We start from the raw sequence: 19,787 nt of genomic DNA, 5'->3' as shown, positions 1-19,787 counted from the left end.
TAATCTACACCCCTACCGGCTCTTCCAGCCGCACGGGCTCAATCCAGCGGCCGTCTTCGCGCATGAGCTCAATTAGCTCATCAACGGCCAACTCTTCGGGCACGGCTTTTTTGATAACATCCTGGCCGCGGTAGAGGGCAATTTTGCCTTTGCCCACGCCCACATAGCCGTAGTCGGCGTCGGCCATTTCGCCGGGCCCGTTCACGATGCAGCCCATTATGCCGATTTTGACGCCCTTGAGGTGGTCGGTGCGCTTGCGGATCATGGCGGTGGTTTCCTGGAGGTCGAAGAGGGTGCGGCCGCAGCTGGGGCAACTGATGTACTCCGTCTTGGACATGCGCGTGCGGGCCGCTTGCAGAATGCCGAAAGAGAGCTGGTTGAGCTGGTCGATGGTGGGCAGCCATTCTTCTTTGGCGCGCTCGGGCAGCAATTCGGTGCTAAGCACCACGCCGTCGCCGAGGCCGTCCAGGAGCAGGCCGCCGACGTCGGTGGCGGCGTAGAGTTGGGTTTGCTCGGGCGTGAGCTCCGGGTACTGACGGTTGATGATGACCGGGTTAGTTACTCCCTGATTAATCAGCCGGAAAAACGCGCGCCGCAGCTCCGGCATGGCATGGGCATTATCGGTGTAGAGGATAATAACGGCCGTAGCGTCGGCACGAAGTTGGTCGAGGGTCGGCGGTGTGAGCGACTCCAGATTCTGAAATACGAAGTTCAGCTCCGTGTGAGCCGGGCCAGCGGTGGCGTACTCAGCCTGGGTGAGCACCGGAAAATGGTCGGCGCGGCGGCCGGCGTCGAGCCAAGCTTGGTAGTCAACTACTTCCTTCAAGCCATTGGGCAGCATAAACGGCACCGGGCGCTGGCCGCTGTAGATATAGTCGGCGCCCAGGTCGTTCATCTGAAACTTGTCCAGGAATACCGAATACAATTGCCCCACAGCACGCAAATCGGCATACTCCACCGACGACAAGCGCGAGATATCAGCCATGACCCGCGGCACATTTTGCCCCCCAATGTTCAGCACTTCGCGCGTGCTGCGGCGGTGATACTGGAACGGGTCGATGGGCACTTCCGTCACCGGTGCAATCGGCTTAGCTTCGGCGGCGCGGTTGGTGTAGCGGTCAATCAGGGCTTTGGCAACGGGCGCTTCGGCTTCGGGCGCTTCGGTGAGCGACACGCGCACGGTGTCACCGATGCCATCTTCCAGCAACGTCCCGATGCCCACGGCCGACTTGATGCGACCGTCTTCGGCTTCGCCGGCTTCGGTTACGCCTAAGTGCAGCGGGTAGGGTTGCAGGCCTTCCTCGTCCAGCTTTTGCACCAGTAAGCGGTAAGCCTGCACCATCACCTGGGTGTTGGAGGCCTTCATGCTGAGCACCACATCGTAGTAATTCTCCTCCTCGCACAGCCGCAGGAACTCCAGCGCCGACTCCACCATGCCCAGCGGCGTATCGCCGTAGCGCGACAAAATACGGTCCGATAAAGAGCCGTGGTTAGTCCCAATACGCATAGCGGTGCCGTACTGCTTGCAGATCTGCACCAACGGGCGGAACCGTTCACGAATGCGGTTTACTTCCGCCTGATAGGTGGCGTCGGTGTACTCGATGAAGTCAAACTTCTTCTTGTCGGCGTAGTTGCCGGGGTTCACGCGCACTTTCTCCACGATGCGCGCGGCCAGCTCGGCGGCGTTAGGCGTGAAGTGAATATCAGCAATGAGTGGCACGTTGCAGCCGCGTTTGCGCAGCTCCTTCTTGATTTCCAGTAGGTTCTGGGCCTCCTTCATGCTGGGCGCGGTGATGCGCACATACTCGCAGCCAGCTTCCACCATGCGCAGGGTCTGCTCTACTGAGCCGAGCGTGTCCATTGTATCCACGGTGGTCATACTCTGCACGCGGATGGGATTTTTGCCCCCCAGCGGCACATCGCCAATCTTGACTTCCCGCGAAAGGCGGCGCTGGTACTCAGTAAGGCTAGGGCAATAAATCTTATTCATCATCTGGAGGCAATTTTCTGGGTAGAAAACTAGCGAGGCAAAGGGAAAGTTGCGGCGCCGCAAAGGTACAAGCTCCCGGCGGCTTCCGGGAAGGTTTGGGTTCTGAAAGAAGCAGCAAGCAATTATTGCGCTATCCTTCTGCGGGCCATCTTGGAAAACATTAGTGGAGCATTTAGCTCGCTATATTACTATTTACAAGGCGGTCATGCAGAGCGGTAGCGAAGCATTTCGCGTGCAGTCGTTGCCAAACTAAACAACGAAGCGAGCGAGATGCTTCGCTACCGCTCTGCATGACAGTCAGTTTGAAAAGTATTATAACAAGTAATTCACAGTCCTTCATACAGATGCCTAGACACAAAATATTGCCCTTCTATCTATAGGCTATAATCAACTACGCCTTACCTTGCCCAACCTTACTTCCCCTTCTTGCCCGTATGACCTCATTGCCTTACTCCCGCCGTCATTTTATACAAGTTGCTGGTTTAGGGCTGGCGGGGCTGCCCTTGCTACTCTCAAGCTGCGCTTCCATGATAACCTCCGAAAAAGGCCCCCAGAGTCAGGAAGAGTACTTAGTGTACGTCGGGACGTATGCTAAGCCGGAGCAAGACAGCATTTTTCTCTACAAGCTAAACGTGAGCACCGGCGCCCTCATTCGCCTAGGCGCTACCAAAGCCGGCGCCAATCCCTCTTACTTAACTCTGGACTCTCGGCACGAGCACCTTTATGCCGTTAATGAAACCACTGATTTTCAGGGCAAAGCTAGTGGGGCCGTTAGTGCCTTTGCTATCGACCAGAGAAACGGTGGGCTAGCCTTTCTGAATCAGCAGTCGGCGCTGGGGTCGGCACCGTGCTACATCAGCCTCGACAAAACGGAACGCTACGCCCTGGTGGCCAGCTACTTGGGCGGCAATGTGGGTATGCTACCCATTGAGCCCAACGGCGAGCTTGCCCCCGTCGCTGATACCAAGCAGCACACGGGTTCGAGTGTGCACAAAAACCAAAATGCCCCCCACGCCCACTGCATCGTAGCTGACCCCGCCAACCGCTTCGTCTTTGCCGTGGACTTGGGTACTGATAAGGTGTACGGCTACCGCCTGAACACAAAAGAGGATGCTTTGGAGCCAAGCGCTGCACCGGCCTTTACCGCCGCGCCCGGCGCTGGCCCGCGCCACCTCACGTTTCACCCCGGCGGCCAGCTGGCTTTCCTCATCAACGAGCTAAACTCCACCATCACTTCCCTGCGTTATGATGAGGGTGCTGGCACTTTTCAGGAAATTCAAACCCTCCCGACGCTGCCTGCCGACTTTGGGGGGCAAAATTCCTGCGCCGATATTCACGTGTCGCCCAATGGCCGGTTTCTCTACGGCTCCAACCGCGGCCACGACAGCCTGGTGGTTTACAGCATCGGCACCAGCACTGGCCGTCTGAGTTTGGTAGAGCATGTTCCGACCCAAGGTAAAAAGCCCCGCAATTTCACGCTGGATCCGAGTGGGAAAATAGCGCTGGTGGCCAATCAGGAAACAAATAACATCGTCACGTTTCGCGTAAACAGCGACACGGGCCAGCTCACGCCCACCGGCAACACCGTGCAGGTACCGGCACCGGTTTGCCTGAAAGTAGTGGAAAATTTCACTCAGAGTCAGCGCAGCTAGCTGACTGCCCTACTCACTAAGTCGCTAAATCACTCATTCGCTCAATCACTCCTTCACCCGCAGCATAATCTTGCCGATATGCTCGCTGCTTTCCATGAGCCGGTGCGCCGCGGCCGCTTCTTCCAGGCTTAGCACTTTGTAGATTACGGGCTTAAAATGCCCCCCAGCCAGCAGCGGCCACACGTTTTTTTCTACTTCGGCCGCTAGCGCGGCCTTAAACTCAGCGCTGCGGGGGCGTAGCGTACTGCCGGTAATAGTGAGGCGGCGGCGCATGATTTCTAGGGCATTGAACTCGGCTTTAGCACCCTGCATAGCGTTGATAAACACCAAACGACCGTCGTCGCGGAGCAAGCGCAGGTTTTTTGCTGTGTAGTCGCCCCCTACCATATCCAGCACCACATCTACTCCTCCTTCGGCCTGCAATTCGGCTTCAAAGTCGTCTGTTTTGTAATTGATGCAGCGGTCGGCTCCTAGGCTGAGGCAGGCTTGGCGCTTCTCCTCAGAGCCTGCAGTAGCGAATACCCGAGAGCCCAGTGCGTGCGCCAATTGAATGGCCGTAATGCCAATGCCACTGCTTCCACCATGTACCAGCAGCGTTTCGCCAGCTTGCAACTGCCCGCGCTGAAACACGTTGTGCCACACCGTAAACACGGTTTCGGGCAAAGAAGCAGCCTCGACAAAGCTCCACCCAGCGGGCATGGACAAGCAGTGGCGAGCGTCGGCGGCTACGTACTCGGCGTAGCCACCCACCGTTATTAGAGCGCAAACAGTATCACCCTCCTGCCAGCGCGTGACTTCAGCGCCGCATTGTATAATGGTGCCCGCTACTTCCAAGCCCGGAATCATGCCCTGCACGTCGCCGCTGCCGGCGTATTTGCCCTGGCGCAGGAACACATCGGGACGGTTTATGCCGGCCGCGTGTATCTGAATCAGCACCTCGTGCGCCGTGGGCTGTGGCCGGGGCTGCTCTTTGAGCTGCAATACCTCCGGCCCACCCGCCTGCGCTATAGTTATAGCTTTCATCTGTTTTGGCTCCATATACGTTCTGAAAGGCTTATTTTCTTGCGGTTGACTAAAGCCTATACGCACGAACGGAGCCTAACCACCAAACGCCGCCTCTGCCTCTCCCATTCGAGCTAAAACTACCGTATCTTTTGGGTGCCTTGCGCCCCTGCTCTGCTTGGGGGGCATTTTTGCATTACTATGAAAAAGATTAATCCACTTCCGACTATTCTCACCGCCGCCCGCGCCACGGGCCTGCGTGCTTGGCAAACTGGCCTGCTGTTTCAGAAAGTGGCCCGCACAGCCCTCGAAACGATTCAGGACGTGCTGAGGGCCGAAATAAAGAACGGTAACGCTCAGCTCGTTGCGGATTTTTTGTCTAATACTGCCATGCCCGCGGCCCGCGCCATGCTCCTCAAGCGCATGACCACCCGCCTACTTATGCGCATTGGCTTGCGCGGGGCCCTGGCTAGTAGTGTAGTGGGCTGGATTTTGCCCTTTGTACTAGAGAAAATGGTGCAAGTCGGCGTCAAAACCGGCTTGTTTGAGAAGATCAGGACCCACGATACCGTCACCGATGCTCTGCACCGCCTCGACGAGCTTAAGCGCGCTGCCTGGAAGCTCATTGCCCCCGATGCCGGCAGCGGCGCCGAGCTTCTTCCCGACAATACCGCTATTCCGCCCGCCCTGCCGACCCCAAACACTAGCGAAAGAGCTTAAGCCAAGTAGTGCATTTGTTGACTTTCACGCGTTTGAAAACTAAACAATGCCCGTTGACATGATTTAAAAGGGAATTTTTACTGTAAAAAAGCCCCCCAAAGCAATTATCAACTCCTAGAATATAGTAGATTTACCAATCCGTGGATTTATCGCCTTTTGGCACGTTGGGCTATCTATGAAAAAGTTAGTTATACTCTTGAGCCTACTAGCTTGGTCTGCGCCAAGTAGCCAAGCCCAAAACGCTAAATCCAAGAAGGCGGACCGCACGGCTTCCGCCTCCGTGCGCACCCTGGATACTCAGAATGGCTTCGGTAAAGCTACCTTCGGCGCCGATATCAGCACCTTCCGCGACCTGGAGTTGGTCAAGAGCGACGCTGCCACTGACACTCATTTCTACAACTACCTCACCGACAACCTGAAAGTCGGCGCCCATAAGCTTACGGGCATCACCTACGGCTTCTACAAAGACAAGCTTTACTACATTGAGCTGCGCATGATGGGTGAAGCCAACTGCCGCGGTATCCGGGAGCTACTCAGCGCCCAATACGGTCCGGCCCAGAGTCCCGGCCAAGCCCCCACCGTTTGGTGGATGGGCCAGCAAGTAACGCTACGCTACACCGAAGCGCCTGTGGGCTACGCTACCATTATTTTAGGCAGTAACCACCTAGCTGGGCAGCGCCTAGCTCAGCGCAAAGCCGCCGGTTCTCCGGCCGCTTAAGCCTCATCTGCTACAAGTACGCGGCTGACAAGGCAGCTTACGCCGAATTAATTATGAGCTATAATCAGCATTTACAAATGCATCACTGATGCACTTACAAATTCTGTTTACCTTTGCTGCTCATCACCGGTTCAGGAAATAAGTGCACAAAGGGCGTAAAATTGTAGCGTGGTGGCTGTTATTGCTGCTGGTTCGGGTGCTGACGCCCGAGGCTACCGTGCTACTCCTGCACTTTCACGAACACACGCAAGAAGCTTCGTCCGGGCCTGCTGTGGCAAAATCGCGTACTCAAACCGAGCTTTCGCCAGAGCACAAACACTGCCATGCCGAACAGCTTTATAACACGCCTTTTCAGCCTGGCCTACCTGTAAGCGCGCCCGCACCTTTGCGGCTGTACCGCTATGCCACGTACCGGCCGCTGGCGCCCGTATGCCGGGCGTCGCACCTGCTGGACGGTGCTTCCCTGCGTGGGCCTCCGGCCTACTGCGCCTAAGCCCCAACTTTTATTTGTAGCGTTTAGCAGCACTCGTGTGCCCGGACGGTTATGTCTAGTTCTGGCTTGCGAGCTACTAGCTCCCGTCCCCTGTGGCGGGACAAACGCAGGGCTGCGCCCCTGCTAGTACAGGCTGTATCCTGTTCGCTTTCAGGTGTCTGCGCTTGGGGCTGACTTTTCCAATTACCGCAATGTCATTGGCCCCATGGCAGCTATGGCACTGCCCGTGGCCGGGGCAGGCGTGCGGTATGCCTCTCCTTTTCTCTGATTTCACCCTGCTGAGGCGCGTGGCGCTACGGTCTGGGTATGTTCGCTTTGGCATGTACCGACTTATTCTGTTTATACTTTTTTGCTTTCCCTTGTTGGCCGTAGGCCAGCAGTCATCTGGTCATATCGACGGCCATATCACGGGTCCGGGTGGGCACGGCCTGGAGGGAGTATCGGTGGTAGAAACCTCCGGCCGTTTTTCCGCTCTTAGTGGAGCCGATGGGCATTTTTCGCTGACGCTACCTTTCGGCGAATACACGCTCATTACCCGCAGCCTCAGCCACCAGGAGCAGCGGCGCGCAGTGGTGCTGAGCGCTGATTCTCCGACCTTAACCGTCGACTTTACGCTGCAACCCACTACCAGGACCTTGCAGGAAGTAGAAGTGCTGGGTCGCAAAGAAACCACCTATAAGAGCGACTACAGCTTTGTGGGTACTCGCACGGCCACGGCCCTCATCGACGTGCCCCAGTCTATTTCCACCGTTACCAAGGAGCTCATGGAGGACCGTCAGGCCTACCGCCTCACCGAAACGGTGAAGAACGTGGCCGGCGTGACCCAGTACTCGCACTACGACGACTTTACGATTCGCGGCTTCCGCAACGGCTACGAGAGCGGCTTCCGGCTGCTGAACGGTTTGCGCTCGGGTTTCAGCTACGGCAACTCCTTTACCCAGGCGCCTCTCACGGTGAACCTGGAGCGGGTGGAGGTGCTCAAAGGCCCGGGGGCGGCGTTGTTTGGTGACATCAACCCCGGTGGCACCATCAATATGGTAACTAAAAAGCCGCTTGATGTGGAGCGCAAAGCCCTGACGTTTTCGACGGGTAGCTTCAATACCACCCGGGCCACGGCCGACTTCACAGGCCCGCTCACGAGCCAGAAAAACGTGCTTTACCGCTTCAACGCGGGCTACGAAAAGTCAAACACCTTCCGCGACGTGAATGACACCAAGTCGCTGATGATTGCGCCGACCGTAACGTTCTTGGTGTCAGACAAAACCACGCTCAACGCCGAACTGGTGTACACCCACATCGACGGCTACCTCGACCGGGGCTTGCCTATCCGTGCCAACGACTTGTACGCCGTGCCGCGCGCTTTCACGCTCAGCCAGCCGAGTGATTACTTCCGCACGAATACCTACTACCTGAACGCTTCACTCAACCACAAATTCACGGATTGGCTGTCCTTTAACGCCTCCTATCTCGATTTCACCTACAACGAGAACCTGAGCGAGCACCGCACCCTGAACTCCTACGCCGATGCGCCCGCCAACACGGTGATGAACCTGCGCTACTTTGACCGGCGGGCCGAGGAGTACACCAAAAACTTGTCGACTTACTTCTCGCTGAGCCGCAACACCGGCTCCCTGGCTCATAAAGTAGTGCTGGGGGGCGATTATATCCGCTTCAACACCGATAAGCAGAGCACTATGTTTGAGGCGCGGCAGAAGCTGGTGAACGGCGTGACCACGCCCCTGACTTTCGATTTGAAAAGCCCCCTGTACGAAATTCAGGACCCCACCAAGTACGTGCGCCGCCCCCTACCCCAATTCTTTACTGACTACATCAACTCGATATATCACACCGTGGGCCTGTATGCCCAGGACCAGATAGAGGTGACGCCGCGGCTGGGCCTGCTGCTGGGCGTGCGCTACGAGCTCTTTGCCGATGAGCGCGACTACGGCGACGGCTCCACCACCATTCCGCAGCGCAAAGTGCTGCCTCGCGCCGGCCTCACGTATTCTATCCTCGACAACCTGAATTATTTCGCCAGCTACAGCGCCGGCTTCCGGCCGCTCAAGCCCGAGTACATCCGTTTCCCGGAGCGCTACGGCCGCAGCTCGGCTTTCAGCCCGGAGACCAGCTACCAGCTAGAAACGGGCCTGAAGGGGGAATTTTTCCACAAAGCGTTGTTCGGCACCGTGGCCGCCTACCAGATTGTCAGACGCAATCAGCTAGTGAGCACCGGCTCGCTCACGCCGGACGGGGCACCCGTGTACCGCCAGAACGGAGAGGCTCGGTCGCGCGGCGTGGAGGTGGAGCTAACCGGCAACATCTTGCCCAACTTAAGCTTGAACACCTCCTACGCCTTCAATCACACGGAAGTGCTGCAAGCTGATTTGGCGGCCGAAAACGGGCAGTCCCTAGCCAATGCGCCCAGAAATTCGGGCGGCCTCTGGGCCAAGTACACCTTCCTGACACCGGCCCTGCGGGGCCTGGGCGTAGCCGTGGGGGGCAATTATGTAAGCCGCCGCCGCACTGAAAACCAGATTGCCGCCGTGGGCACAGGAGAACTGTACTGGGGCCGCTGGCCTAGCTACACCGTGGCCGACGTGGCCCTGTTCTACACCGTGGGCAGGTTTAACTTCCATGCCAACGTCAACAACGTGCTCGACAAGTACTACTTCGTGGGCGGCTACGACTTCTTCCGCGCCAGCCCCGGCGCACCCCGCAATTTCATGGCTACGCTAGGCTATTCATTCTAGCGAATAAGCTCCTAACAGGGCTAAAATCAGAGAAACAACTTATGAGATACATCTTAGAAGCTAAGGACTTGCGCAAGCAGTACCCGGAAAAGCTGGCCCTGCAAGGGCTCAACCTGCAGATTGAAGCTGGGGAAGTATTCTGCCTATTGGGTCAGAACGGAGCGGGCAAGTCCACGACTATCAACCTCTTTTTGGGGTTCATTCAGCCCACCGCTGGCGCGGCCTTTATCGACGGGCTGGAAGTTGCCATGAACCCGCTGAAAATCAAGCAGCACCTGGCTTACATTCCGGAGAACGTGATGCTCTACCCCCACCTGACGGGGCTGGAAAACCTTTCACTGTTTAGCAGTCTGGCGGGCTTCAACTACCAGGAAAGCGAGCTGCTGGCTTACTTGGCCCAGGCTGGGCTGCCAGCCGAAGCGGTGCAGCGTCGGGTGGGCACTTATTCCAAAGGCATGCGCCAGAAGGTAGGCATTGCCATTGCCGTGGCCAAGCATGCCAAGGTGCTCTTGCTCGACGAACCTACTTCCGGCCTCGACCCCAAGGCCAGCAACGAGTTTTCGTCGCTGCTGCGCGAGCTCAGCCAGCAGGGCACGGCCGTGTTCATGGCCACCCACGATATTTTTCGGGCCAAGGAAGTGGGCACGCGGGTGGGCATTATGCGCGAGGGTGAGCTAGTAGACGTGCGCCCAACCACCGCCCTGAACGCCAACGAGCTGGAGCAGCTTTACCTCCACTATATGCACTAGCCCATGATTCAGACTATCGCCCAAAAAGAGTTTATAAGCACCCTGCGCGACCGGCGCTTCGTGGTGCTGAGCGTGCTGGTGCTGGGTTTGCTGCTAGCGGCGGCCCTAGTCGGCCGGGCCAGCTACCGCACCTTGCAGCAGGAACGCCGGGTGGCGCAGCAGACTGTTAACGACCAATTTCATCACCAGCCCAACCGCCATCCGCACCGGGTGGCGCACTACGGCTCCTTTGCCTTCCGGCCCAAGTCGGCCCTGAGTTTTCTAGATACCGGGCTGGACTCGTTTACCGGCGCGTCGGTGTATCTGGAGGCCCACCAGCAGAACAGCGTCAACTTCAGCCAGGCCCAGCAGTCGGGCTCCCTTATTCGGTTCGGGGAGCTGAGCGTAGCCTTTGTACTGCAGCTGCTGGTGCCCCTGTTGATTATCTTCTTGTGCTTTAGCGCGTTCACGGAGGAGCGCGAAAGTGGCACTCTGAAGCTGCTGCTGAGCCAAGGCGTATCGTTGCGGCAGGTAGCCTGGGGTAAAATTGCGGGCTACGGGCGGGCGGTGGCGCTGGTGGTGGTGCCGGCGCTGGTGCTGGCGGCGGGGCTGCTGTTCGGGCAGGAAGACCTGGCCGACAACCCCGATTTGTGGGCGCGGCTGGCCTTGTTCGCTTTGAGCTACGCCGTGTACTTCTTCCTGTTTATCGTGGGCTCGGTGGTAGTATCGGCGTGGCAGCAGCACGCGCGCACGGCCCTCGTGACCCTGCTCGGATTCTGGATGCTGGGCTGCATTATTCTGCCCAAAGCAACTGCCAACCTGGGCGCCAACCTTTTCCCCGCCATCACCAAAGCCCAGATGGATGCCGCGGTGCACGAAGAGGCCCAAAAAGGCATCAACGGCCACGACCCACAAGATCAGCGTTCGGCCGCCCTCAAGGCAGGTTTGCTAAAGCAGTATGGGGTCGATTCCGAGGAAAAGCTGCCGGTGAGCGTGGGCGGCCTGGTGATGGCCGAAAGTGAGGCGTACACCAGCAAGGTATACCAGCGGCACTTCGCCGATTTAACTAGCACCTACGAGCGCCAAAACGCCCTCTCCACCTGGATAGGTCTGCTGAATCCCTACCAGGCCATTCGGCCGCTGTCCATGGGCTTGGCCGGCTCCGACTTCGTCCACTACGTGCACTTTCAGCAGGCCGCTGAGGCCTACCGCTACCAGTTGGTGCAGCGCCTTAACGCTTTGCAGGCCGGCATGGGCTACGGCGACAAAGAGCGCAAGCTCGACGCGGCTGCTTGGCGGGCCATTCCCACCTTCGCTTATCAAGCGCCGCCCCTAGGCTGGGCGCTGAGCTACCTGCTGGTACCCGCGCTGGCTTTGCTGCTGTGGGCCGGGGCCCTAAGCTGGCTGGGACTGAAACTGATTGACAAAACGAGCATTGCTTAGCCTGATGAAGATATTCTGGATTCTGTTTACGTATGAGTGGCGGCATTTCAAGGCCGCGAAGGGCCTCGTGCTGCTGACTACCTTGGTACTGCTGGTGGGCTTCTACGGCATCTACTACGGCACCACCGAAATTGGGCGGCAGCGCCAGCACCTGGCCGAGCTGCCTACTCTGGCCAGCCACAACGTGGAGGAGCTGAAAGTGAAGTTTCCGGGCGAAGCCGACGCCGGCGAGATTGGCTACTACCACACTACGTTTGCCGTGCATCACCCAACGCCCTGGGCCAGCCTTTCCCTGGGTCAGCGCGACGTGAACCCTTACTACGTGAAGCTGCGCCTGCTGGGCCTGCAAGCTCAGCTCTACGCCTCCGAAAACGTGAACCCCAGCAAGGCTCTCAACGGCAACTTCGATCTGGCTTTTGTGCTGGTGTATCTGTTCCCGCTGCTCATTATTGCTCTGAGCTTCAACCTGCTGTCCAGCGAGAAAGAGCAAGGCATCCTGACCCTGCTCCTGGCCCAGCCGATTAGCGCCGGGCTGGTCGTGGGGGCCAAATTGGCGTTTCGGCTGGCTCTGGTACTCGGGCTGGCCTTGGTGCTGTCGGCGGTGGCCATGCTGTTGGCGCAAGTGCCGCTGGATGGGCGCGTGGGACTGTGGCTGGCGCTGGTAGTGCTTTATTGTTTGTTTTGGTTGGGCCTGGCTTACGTGGTGACGGGCTTGCAGCGCAACTCGGCCTTCAACGCGGTGGCGCTGGTGGGGCTGTGGTTGGTGCTGGTAGTGCTGGTGCCGGGTCTGCTGAACGTGTACGTGAGTGCCGCCCGGCCCGTGCCCCAGGGCATTGAGCTGACGGTGAAGCAGCGCGAGGAAATCCACGGCGGCTGGGATAAGCCCAAGGCCGAAACCATGAACCGTTTCTTCGCCTTGTACCCGCAGTTTCGCGATACGACCACCATCAAGGAGCGCTTCGTGTGGCGCTGGTACTACTCCTTTCAGCACCTCGGCGACCAATCAGTGCAGCCTCTGGCCGCGGCTTACGCCCAGGGTTTGCAGCAGCGCTACGAGCTGGTTAACCGTCTCAGCTGGCTTTCCCCCGCCATTAACGCTCAAACCAGCCTCAACGCCCTGGCGGGCACCGACTTGCCTTCTCACCTGGCCTTCCAGCAAAGCGCCACCCGCTACCACGATGCGCTGCGGACCTTCTACTACTCTTACCTCTTCCACAAAGTAGCCTTCACCCACGCCGACTACGCCCAGGAGCCCACGCACACGTTCACGAGCACCTCCGAAATCGGGACGGCAGTTGGTGGCCTGAGCAAGCTGCTACTCAGCGTGATCGGCCTATTTGCCGCTGGGCTGCTCCTGTTCCGGGCGCGGCCCATTAATCCGCGCTAAGCATTTGGTCTTCAATAGCTAGCCAAACAGTTTATTTATCAATCCGCTTGTTTCCATGCACTTTCGACTTCTTTTTATTGTCACTTTTCTTTACGCTTTGCCAAGCCTAGGCTACGCAGCGGTAAAGCCGTTTTCCTTCCGCAATGAGACCATCAAAGCCGGCGCCAAACGCTCAATATTACTGCCCATAGCAGCAGGCAAAGACAGCACGGTAATTCCGGTGACCGTTTTTCACGGCGCGAAAAAGGGCCCGGTGCTGGGTATAATTGCCGGTGTGCACGGCTACGAGTATCCGCCTATTCTGGCGGCCCAGCAGTTGGCTCAGTCCCTGGACCCGGCTCAGCTTAGCGGCACCGTTATTCTGGTGCACCTAGCTAATGTGCCGGGTTTCCTGGGACGCCGAATACAGGTTAACCCCTTGGATAGCAAGAACCTGAACCGGGTATTCCCAGGCAAAGCTGACGGCACCATAACCGAACGCCTGGCCTGGACCCTAAGCAATGACATTATCGCCCGCTGCAACTACGTCATCGACGTGCACGCCGGCGACGCCCTCGATGACCTGCGCCCCTATTCAGGTTACTACAACTACTTCGACACCCCCGAGCTCTCCGAAAAAGGCCGGCAGATGGCCGTGGCCCTGGGTTTTCCCTACGTAGTGCAGTTCGGCAACGAGCCCACGCTTAAGGAGGAAGGCGTGTACTGCTCGCGCGAGGCCATCAAGCGCGGCATTCCGGCTGTCGACATCGAGTGCGGGCGCTTTGGTTTGCCCGAAGGGGAAGCGGTAGCCCAAATCAAGCAGGCTCTCTACCGGCTGCTGAGTCATTTGGACATGCAAAAAATGCCCCCCAGCGCACCCAATCAGCCCTTACTGATTGCGCGGCGCACCACTATTTCCAGCCCGCACACCGGCTTTTTCTTCCCGCAAGTAAAGGCAGGCGAGCTGATTTATACGGGCCGCAAGCTGGGCTACATCACCGATCTGTTTGGCAATCCGCTAAGCGAAGTAATTGCGCCCACCAATGGCGTCGTGCTGTACATGACGGCGACGCCTCCCATTAGCAAGGGAGAGAGCTTATTTAGTATCGGCGAAATATGATGATAAAGACAGGCGTAGCTTTTACACTGTTTGATTAGAGAAGGCTTCAAACAAAACGTCTGTTGACACTCATCAACTTACCTACTCTCAGTACTTCTCATGAGGAAGGAGCGTACTAGCTTGCACAGCTGTTCGTGTGTCTGACAAAACAGAATAAGCGGATGCAACCTTATTCTAGCACTTGGACTCTTCACCTAAATAATGCCTGACTGTGATGAAAAATATCCTCGTATTCTTCCTGCTGCTAGCCACTCTCGTCTCTTGTCAAAAAGAAGAGATAGCCGCGGTTGAACCCTATCCCCAAACGTGGCAGCTAGTCAAATTAACAGGAGAAATGCCGAATTATGTCAAGACTGGCGCTGATCTGCCTTGGCAAGAGACTTATGTATTCAGGGCCGATAGCACATTCACAAAAACGCGCCGGCAAGGTGACCAGGTAACGGAAGCCAGCGGCACGTTTGCATTGCAGGACTTCTCAGACGGTCAATACGTTGTACTCACATATAATACGATGAGCAGCATTATTGGCAGTTGCACAACGGTAGAGTTGAAGGAGAACCTTGCTCTCAAAGCGGACGATACGCTTGTGAGCACTTGGCGGGCTTGTGATGGTCCGGGACTTGAGTATAAAAAAGTAAAACAGGATCAGTCTAAGTAAGCTACTGGCCGTGCTTGCAGCCTACTTTGATAATAGATTTATAACCAACTGTTAAAACAAGACGACTTCGCGCACTGGTGCCTGAAATGAAACTTGTGCCGTGAAGAAAAAGCCCCCCAGAAACATCTGGGGGGCTTTTTTGTGAAGGAATTTGAACACGAGTTCCGCAGGCCATCATGTCGTCCAAATGCAACAAGCATTACACACCTCAGCTTGCTGTGCATATTAATTGGGGTCTTGGGTTAGCCACATCATCCTTATTAGGTCTTGGTACTCAATCAGGTTCGTTGGGTGAATTTCTATGGCCTACCCTGCCTCCAGGCAAAAGGAAACCACTGATAGTGCGCTCTTAGGCCGGCACTTCGCTCTCATTGAAAACTATACTGTTGAGCCCGTGCTTAGGCGGGCCTCTCCTCACTGCTCAGAATAACGATACTTAAGTTTATAACTTATTGATATTCAGGTCGCCGGAATCATTTGTCAACCTAGGCAACACCTTTTTATATTATGTATTCAAAGGTTTGGCATTTTTCTAAGGATGCTTTTGCTGACCTATATCGTTTAAGTCGCTCATTTTATATTCTAAGGTTTTGATAAGTCGATTTACCAGCATTTGCACCACTATGAAAAACATAAGTATTGAATATCAAATGCTTACGTATCTATTGCATAAATCTAGGAATATGCATCCTCCCACGAAAAGTGTAAAACTATAGAGGTTAAGAAACCCGTATGTTCGGAAGCAAAAAAAGAACGCATGTAACTAACCTTCTACTCTCAGTAAGTACATGAACAGACTTCTACTTCTCGTTAGCCGGCTAACGTTGGTCTTCACTTTGCTTACGGCGCCCGGGGCCTCCTTCGGTCAAAGCAGTGAACACCCCTCCAAAAACCCCATTCCGCAAGCGGCGCTGGACCACTTCAAAAAGAACCAACGAGCACTAGAGCTGGCCGACGAGGATGTAGCTGACCTCGTAGTAAGCAGTCAGAGTACCAGCAAGCACAACGGCCTAAAGCATATTTATCTCCAGCAGCGCCACCAAGGCATTGAGATTTATGGTGCCGTCACCAACGTCAATCTGACTAAGGACGACCAGGTCGTTAGCGTGGGCAACCGGTTCCACAAAGAGCTAGGCAAGAAGATCAAGGGCAATCAAGCCAAGCTAGATGCCCCCGCCGCCGCAACTGCTGCCGCCCAACACCTTGGTCTGAAGCTCACGGCTCCCTTAGCCTACCAACAGCAAAGCCGCGACCCCAACCGGGCTGCCTTGCTTTCTCCGGGGGGCATTTCTTTACGCCCTATCCCCGCAAGGCTCGTGTATCAACCGCTGGCCGACGGCCAGTTGGTATTAGCCTGGGAAGTTTCTATCTACGAGTTGGATGCCCGCAACTGGTGGAACGTCCGCGTAGACGCGGCCACTGGTGCCATCTTAGACAAAGATAACCTCGTAGTTGAATGCAACTTTGACAACGATGGCCACGCAGGCGAACCGCTGAAAGCTACTAGTGCAGCGGCCGCCGCTCCGTTCTCGTTTGCCGCAGTTGCAGCCGGCCCCACGGCTAACGCCTACAACGTGTTTGCCATACCCACGGAAACGCCTAGCCACGGACCCCGCGTCTTCGTGAGCACCGACGTAGCCGACAAAAAGGCCTCCCCTATGGGCTGGCACACGGTGGCTCCAGGTATTTCGTATACCATCACCCGCGGCAACAATGTGCACGCCTACGAGGACCCAGACAACAACAACAATCTTTTGGGCCTCAACTACAGTCCTAACGCCGGTTCTTCGCTGCTGTTTGACTATCCGGTTGACTTTACTAAGCAGCCCATTACCTACCGTGATGCGGCCACGACCAACTTGTTTTACATGAGCAACATCATGCACGACATTTGGTATCAGTACGGCTTCGATGAAGCCAGCGGCAACTTTCAAGCTACCAACCCCAACCTACTGGTGGGCCTAGGTGCCGATCAGGTAATGGCCGAGTCCCAGGACAGCCGCAACGTGGCAGCTACCCGCAACAATGCCAACTTCGCAACTCCTGTAGACGGCCAAGCCCCCCGCATGCAGATGTACTTGTGGAGCGGCGCCCCCGACCCGAACCTCTTTCAGGTGAGTGCGCCAGCCGGCATTGCTGGTACTTACCCCGCTCGGGAAGGCTCCTTTAGCAAGCCCCTGACTGCAACGGCCGTCACCGGCAAATTGGTGCTCGCCCAGAGCACTCCTCCTGCCTCACCAGGCATCAGCGAAGAAGGGTGCGGCGCCTTTACCAACGCCAGTGCCGTCAGTGGCAACATTGCTGTTGTATACCGCGGCAACTGTGGCTTTGCCGACAAGGTGCAAAACGCGCAAAAGGCTGGAGCCATTGCCGTGGTTGTTATTAATAACATTTCCGGTGAGCCCACGGTAATGGGAGGCGCCCCCACGCAGGCTACGCCTGCTATAACTATCCCCGCCGTCATGATTAGCCAGGAGGCCGGCCAATCTATCCGCCAACAGCTCGACGCCGGTACGCTTGTTACGGTAATTCTGAAAAATAGCGGCTCGCTGCCCGAACTCGACGGTGACTTCGACAACGGTATTATTGCCCACGAGTATGGTCACGGCATTTCCACCCGTCTTACCGGCGGCCCAAACAACTCCAGCTGCCTGCGCAACGCCGAACAAGGCGGAGAAGGTTGGAGCGACTGGTTTGGCCTTATGATTACTATGAAGCCCGGCGACACCGGCGCTAAGCCCCGGGGCATCGGCACCTACGTGCAGAACCAACCCACGTCCGGCCGCGGCATTCGCCCTTCGCCCTACAGCACCGACTTCGGAGTAAATAGCTATACCTACGGCGCCACGAATGACGCGGCTCTCACCCAACCCCACGGCGTGGGCTTTGTGTGGGCCACTATGCTATGGGACATGACGTGGGCCTTGGTAAACCAGTATGGGTTTGACCCCAATTTTTACACTGGCAAAGGTGGTAACAACCTAGCCATGCAACTGGTGATTGATGGGTTGAAACTGCAGGCCTGTAACCCAGGATTCGTAGATGCCCGCGACGCCATCTTAGCGGCGGACCGCGCCAACAATGCTGGAGCCAACCAACAGTTGATCTGGACGGTATTTGCTAAACGCGGCCTGGGCTTTAGCGCCAAGCAAGGACTGAGCACAGACCGCAGTGACCAAGTAGAGGCGTTTGATTTGCCCCCCGCTTATACGTGCACGGCTCCTACCATCACCCTACAGGCCACATCGAGCGTGTACACGGGCGGCCCGGTTTCGACCATCTACCTGGGCTACGGTCCACAAAGCGTACAGCTACAAGCTAATACCCCTAGCACAGGCTTGGTTAGCTACAAGTGGAGCCCAGCAGCAGGCTTAAGCAACGCGGCCATTGCAAACCCAGTGTTTACGCCCACAGCGGCGGGCACCTACCCTCTGACGGTCACCTCTACCACTAGCGCAGGCTGCAGCGCGTCGGCAACGGTAACTATTACTGTGGTAGACGTGCGCTGCGGTCCAAACAACGACCAAGTATTAGTCTGCAACAACAAGACAAGCCGGTGCGTGAAATCCAGCGATGTATCGGGTTACCTGAATCGCGGCGGCTCCCTAGGAAATTGCCCCCCAAGCACCAAGGCATCTGCTGCGGCAGCTCAGGAGGAATCATTCGACTCGGAACTCACCAGCGCGCCAAATCCGGCGGTGGATAAAACAGCGGTTTCCTTCACCTTGCGGGAAGCTGGCACATTCCGCCTGGAGGTGCTCAACTTGCAGGGCACGGTGGTAGCGGTGCTAGGCGAAGGCTCCGGCGTAGCCGGCCAGCAGTTCACCTACGAGTTTACCAAGGGCCGCTTGCCCGGCGAGCTGTTTATTGCTCACCTAATTACCGGTAAGAGCAACCGCTTCACGCGCATTATGATGAAGAACTAAGCCTTCTGGAATCGAGGTATCAACCCGGAATTATGCGAGTGCATAATTCCGGGTTTTTCTTTGTGGCTGCTTTTCAAAAGTAGAGCCTACTAGTCAGAGCTTTCCTGATTATTTAGGCGATGGAAGCGTGATTCTCGCTGGCCGTTGATCCGTTAAGCAGATCTTACAAGAACCTTGCACGTGGCAAATGCCTCCCTCAGATTAATCCTTTCGCATGCTACGCAAACAGTGTCGGGAGGCATTATTTATCACCTACCTTGACCACCCCATAAGACCCGCCCGCGTGACTGCTGAAAGTTTGGGCTTTCGTTCGCCTTGCCCGGTATATTTCCTACTGACCCTGCTATAATTTAAATGCCCCCTGATACGGCCTGCTGGCGGCCCTGAAGCAGTACACCATTCTGAATTTGCCCCCCGACGGGAGCATGAACTGCTTGGTTGCCCGCAGCGAAGCGCAGGCCAGTGCCCAGCGCATGGCTGAGTTAAAGCAGCAATTGGCCTTACGACCCTAAGCTGAACTTCCCGCTTACCGGTATCTTACTTGCTCGTATTACCTCTTCCGGATTCGGGACCTTTAGTCCGTTGACCCAGTCGTGTTAGTGCTATCTCCCTATTTCCGATTCCCTTTGCTGGCCACTGTGATGCTCCTTTATACAACAAACGCACGTTTAAGCCAACGCGGCGCGCACCTTTTCGGGAGTAACTCCGTTCGCCAGTAATGAGCCACTCACGACCGGCGTCCGCAACGCTCTACTTCACGAACAAAGCCGGTCAGCTGCGGTTGGACTCACGCGGCTTTGTGCGCCTAGACTGGGCCCCGGGACCGCGCGACCCCGCAGACTTTCACGGCTTGCTCCATCATGCCCTGGGCGCTCTGCAGCACAGCGGGGCGGGCGGCTTGCTGCGTGTGCAGAGCGGGGGAATGAGCCCTTTTACCGCAACCGAACAGCTGTGGCTGCACACGACTTGGGTACCGGAACTGCGCGCCCACGTCGGTCCCTGCTGCCACGCACTGGTCACGGCCAAGCACCTGCAGGCTCGCCTGGCCACGGCCCAAGTAGAGGCCGACTTACATCAAGAAGCGTTGACTTGTCACAGCTTTGAGGACGAAGGCTATGCCATCGCCTGGTTGCAGGCTCAAGCATGCAGGTAGCTAAAACGTCGGTACTACGCGGGCTGAGCCTCCCCGCGGAACTTAGGAACCAAGGGCGCGTACTGCTG

General features: G+C 56.8%; 14 protein-coding genes. 12 read left to right on the top strand and 2 right to left on the bottom strand.

Features of this window, described 5'->3' with window-relative positions; genetic code table 11:
• Positions 1–4 precede the first annotated feature (4 nt).
• A complete protein-coding gene (ispG, locus tag ACW9KT_RS09425) occupies positions 5–1,990 on the bottom strand; it encodes a (E)-4-hydroxy-3-methylbut-2-enyl-diphosphate synthase (protein ID WP_457080183.1) in 1,986 nt (661 codons plus the stop codon).
• Positions 1,991–2,517: 527 nt separating this feature from the next.
• Here ispG and ACW9KT_RS09420 point away from each other — a divergent pair.
• Positions 2,518–3,642, top strand: a complete 1,125-nt coding sequence (locus tag ACW9KT_RS09420) for a lactonase family protein (protein ID WP_457079654.1) — start codon at positions 2,518–2,520, stop codon at positions 3,640–3,642.
• A 45-nt stretch (positions 3,643–3,687) separates the two neighbouring features.
• On the opposite strand, the gene ACW9KT_RS09415 is transcribed toward ACW9KT_RS09420, so the two are convergent.
• A complete protein-coding gene (locus ACW9KT_RS09415) occupies positions 3,688–4,665 on the bottom strand; it encodes an NAD(P)H-quinone oxidoreductase (protein ID WP_457079652.1) in 978 nt (325 codons plus the stop codon).
• Between the two features lie 180 nt (positions 4,666–4,845).
• On the opposite strand from ACW9KT_RS09415, the gene ACW9KT_RS09410 reads away from it, so the two are divergent.
• From ACW9KT_RS09410 to ACW9KT_RS09360, 11 genes are all read left to right on the top strand, one after another.
• Positions 4,846–5,364, top strand: coding sequence for a hypothetical protein (locus tag ACW9KT_RS09410; protein ID WP_457079650.1), 519 nt, complete (start codon positions 4,846–4,848; stop codon positions 5,362–5,364).
• Positions 5,365–5,539: 175 nt separating this feature from the next.
• Entirely contained in the window at positions 5,540–6,082 is a 543-nt protein-coding gene (locus ACW9KT_RS09405; RefSeq protein ID WP_457079648.1) for a hypothetical protein, read from the top strand.
• Positions 6,083–6,224: 142 nt separating this feature from the next.
• Positions 6,225–6,575 (top strand): hypothetical protein, encoded by a 351-nt coding sequence (locus ACW9KT_RS09400; protein WP_457079646.1) that lies wholly within the window; start codon positions 6,225–6,227, stop codon positions 6,573–6,575.
• 248 nt (positions 6,576–6,823) lie between these two features.
• A complete protein-coding gene (locus ACW9KT_RS09395) occupies positions 6,824–9,325 on the top strand; it encodes a TonB-dependent siderophore receptor (protein ID WP_457079644.1) in 2,502 nt (833 codons plus the stop codon).
• A 41-nt stretch (positions 9,326–9,366) separates the two neighbouring features.
• Complete coding sequence (locus ACW9KT_RS09390) at positions 9,367–10,074, top strand: ABC transporter ATP-binding protein (RefSeq protein WP_457079642.1); 708 nt, start codon at positions 9,367–9,369, stop codon at positions 10,072–10,074.
• Positions 10,075–10,077: 3 nt separating this feature from the next.
• Complete coding sequence (locus ACW9KT_RS09385; RefSeq protein WP_457079640.1) at positions 10,078–11,496, top strand: ABC transporter permease; 1,419 nt, start codon at positions 10,078–10,080, stop codon at positions 11,494–11,496.
• Positions 11,497–11,500: 4 nt separating this feature from the next.
• Positions 11,501–12,883: an ABC transporter permease gene (locus ACW9KT_RS09380; RefSeq protein WP_457079638.1), complete on the top strand. Its 1,383-nt coding sequence runs from the start codon at positions 11,501–11,503 to the stop codon at positions 12,881–12,883.
• A 55-nt stretch (positions 12,884–12,938) separates the two neighbouring features.
• Complete coding sequence (locus ACW9KT_RS09375) at positions 12,939–13,982, top strand: M14 family metallopeptidase (RefSeq protein ID WP_457079636.1); 1,044 nt, start codon at positions 12,939–12,941, stop codon at positions 13,980–13,982.
• Between the two features lie 214 nt (positions 13,983–14,196).
• Entirely contained in the window at positions 14,197–14,640 is a 444-nt protein-coding gene (locus tag ACW9KT_RS09370; protein ID WP_457079634.1) for a hypothetical protein, read from the top strand.
• Between the two features lie 788 nt (positions 14,641–15,428).
• Complete coding sequence (locus tag ACW9KT_RS09365; protein WP_457079632.1) at positions 15,429–18,566, top strand: T9SS-dependent M36 family metallopeptidase; 3,138 nt, start codon at positions 15,429–15,431, stop codon at positions 18,564–18,566.
• A 718-nt stretch (positions 18,567–19,284) separates the two neighbouring features.
• Positions 19,285–19,719: a hypothetical protein gene (locus tag ACW9KT_RS09360; protein ID WP_457079630.1), complete on the top strand. Its 435-nt coding sequence runs from the start codon at positions 19,285–19,287 to the stop codon at positions 19,717–19,719.
• Positions 19,720–19,787 lie beyond the last annotated feature (68 nt).

This window comes from Hymenobacter sp. HD11105 (assembly GCF_054051685.1).
Note: the sequence above shows the minus strand (reverse complement) of the source record. Positions and strands in the feature narration are given on the sequence as shown.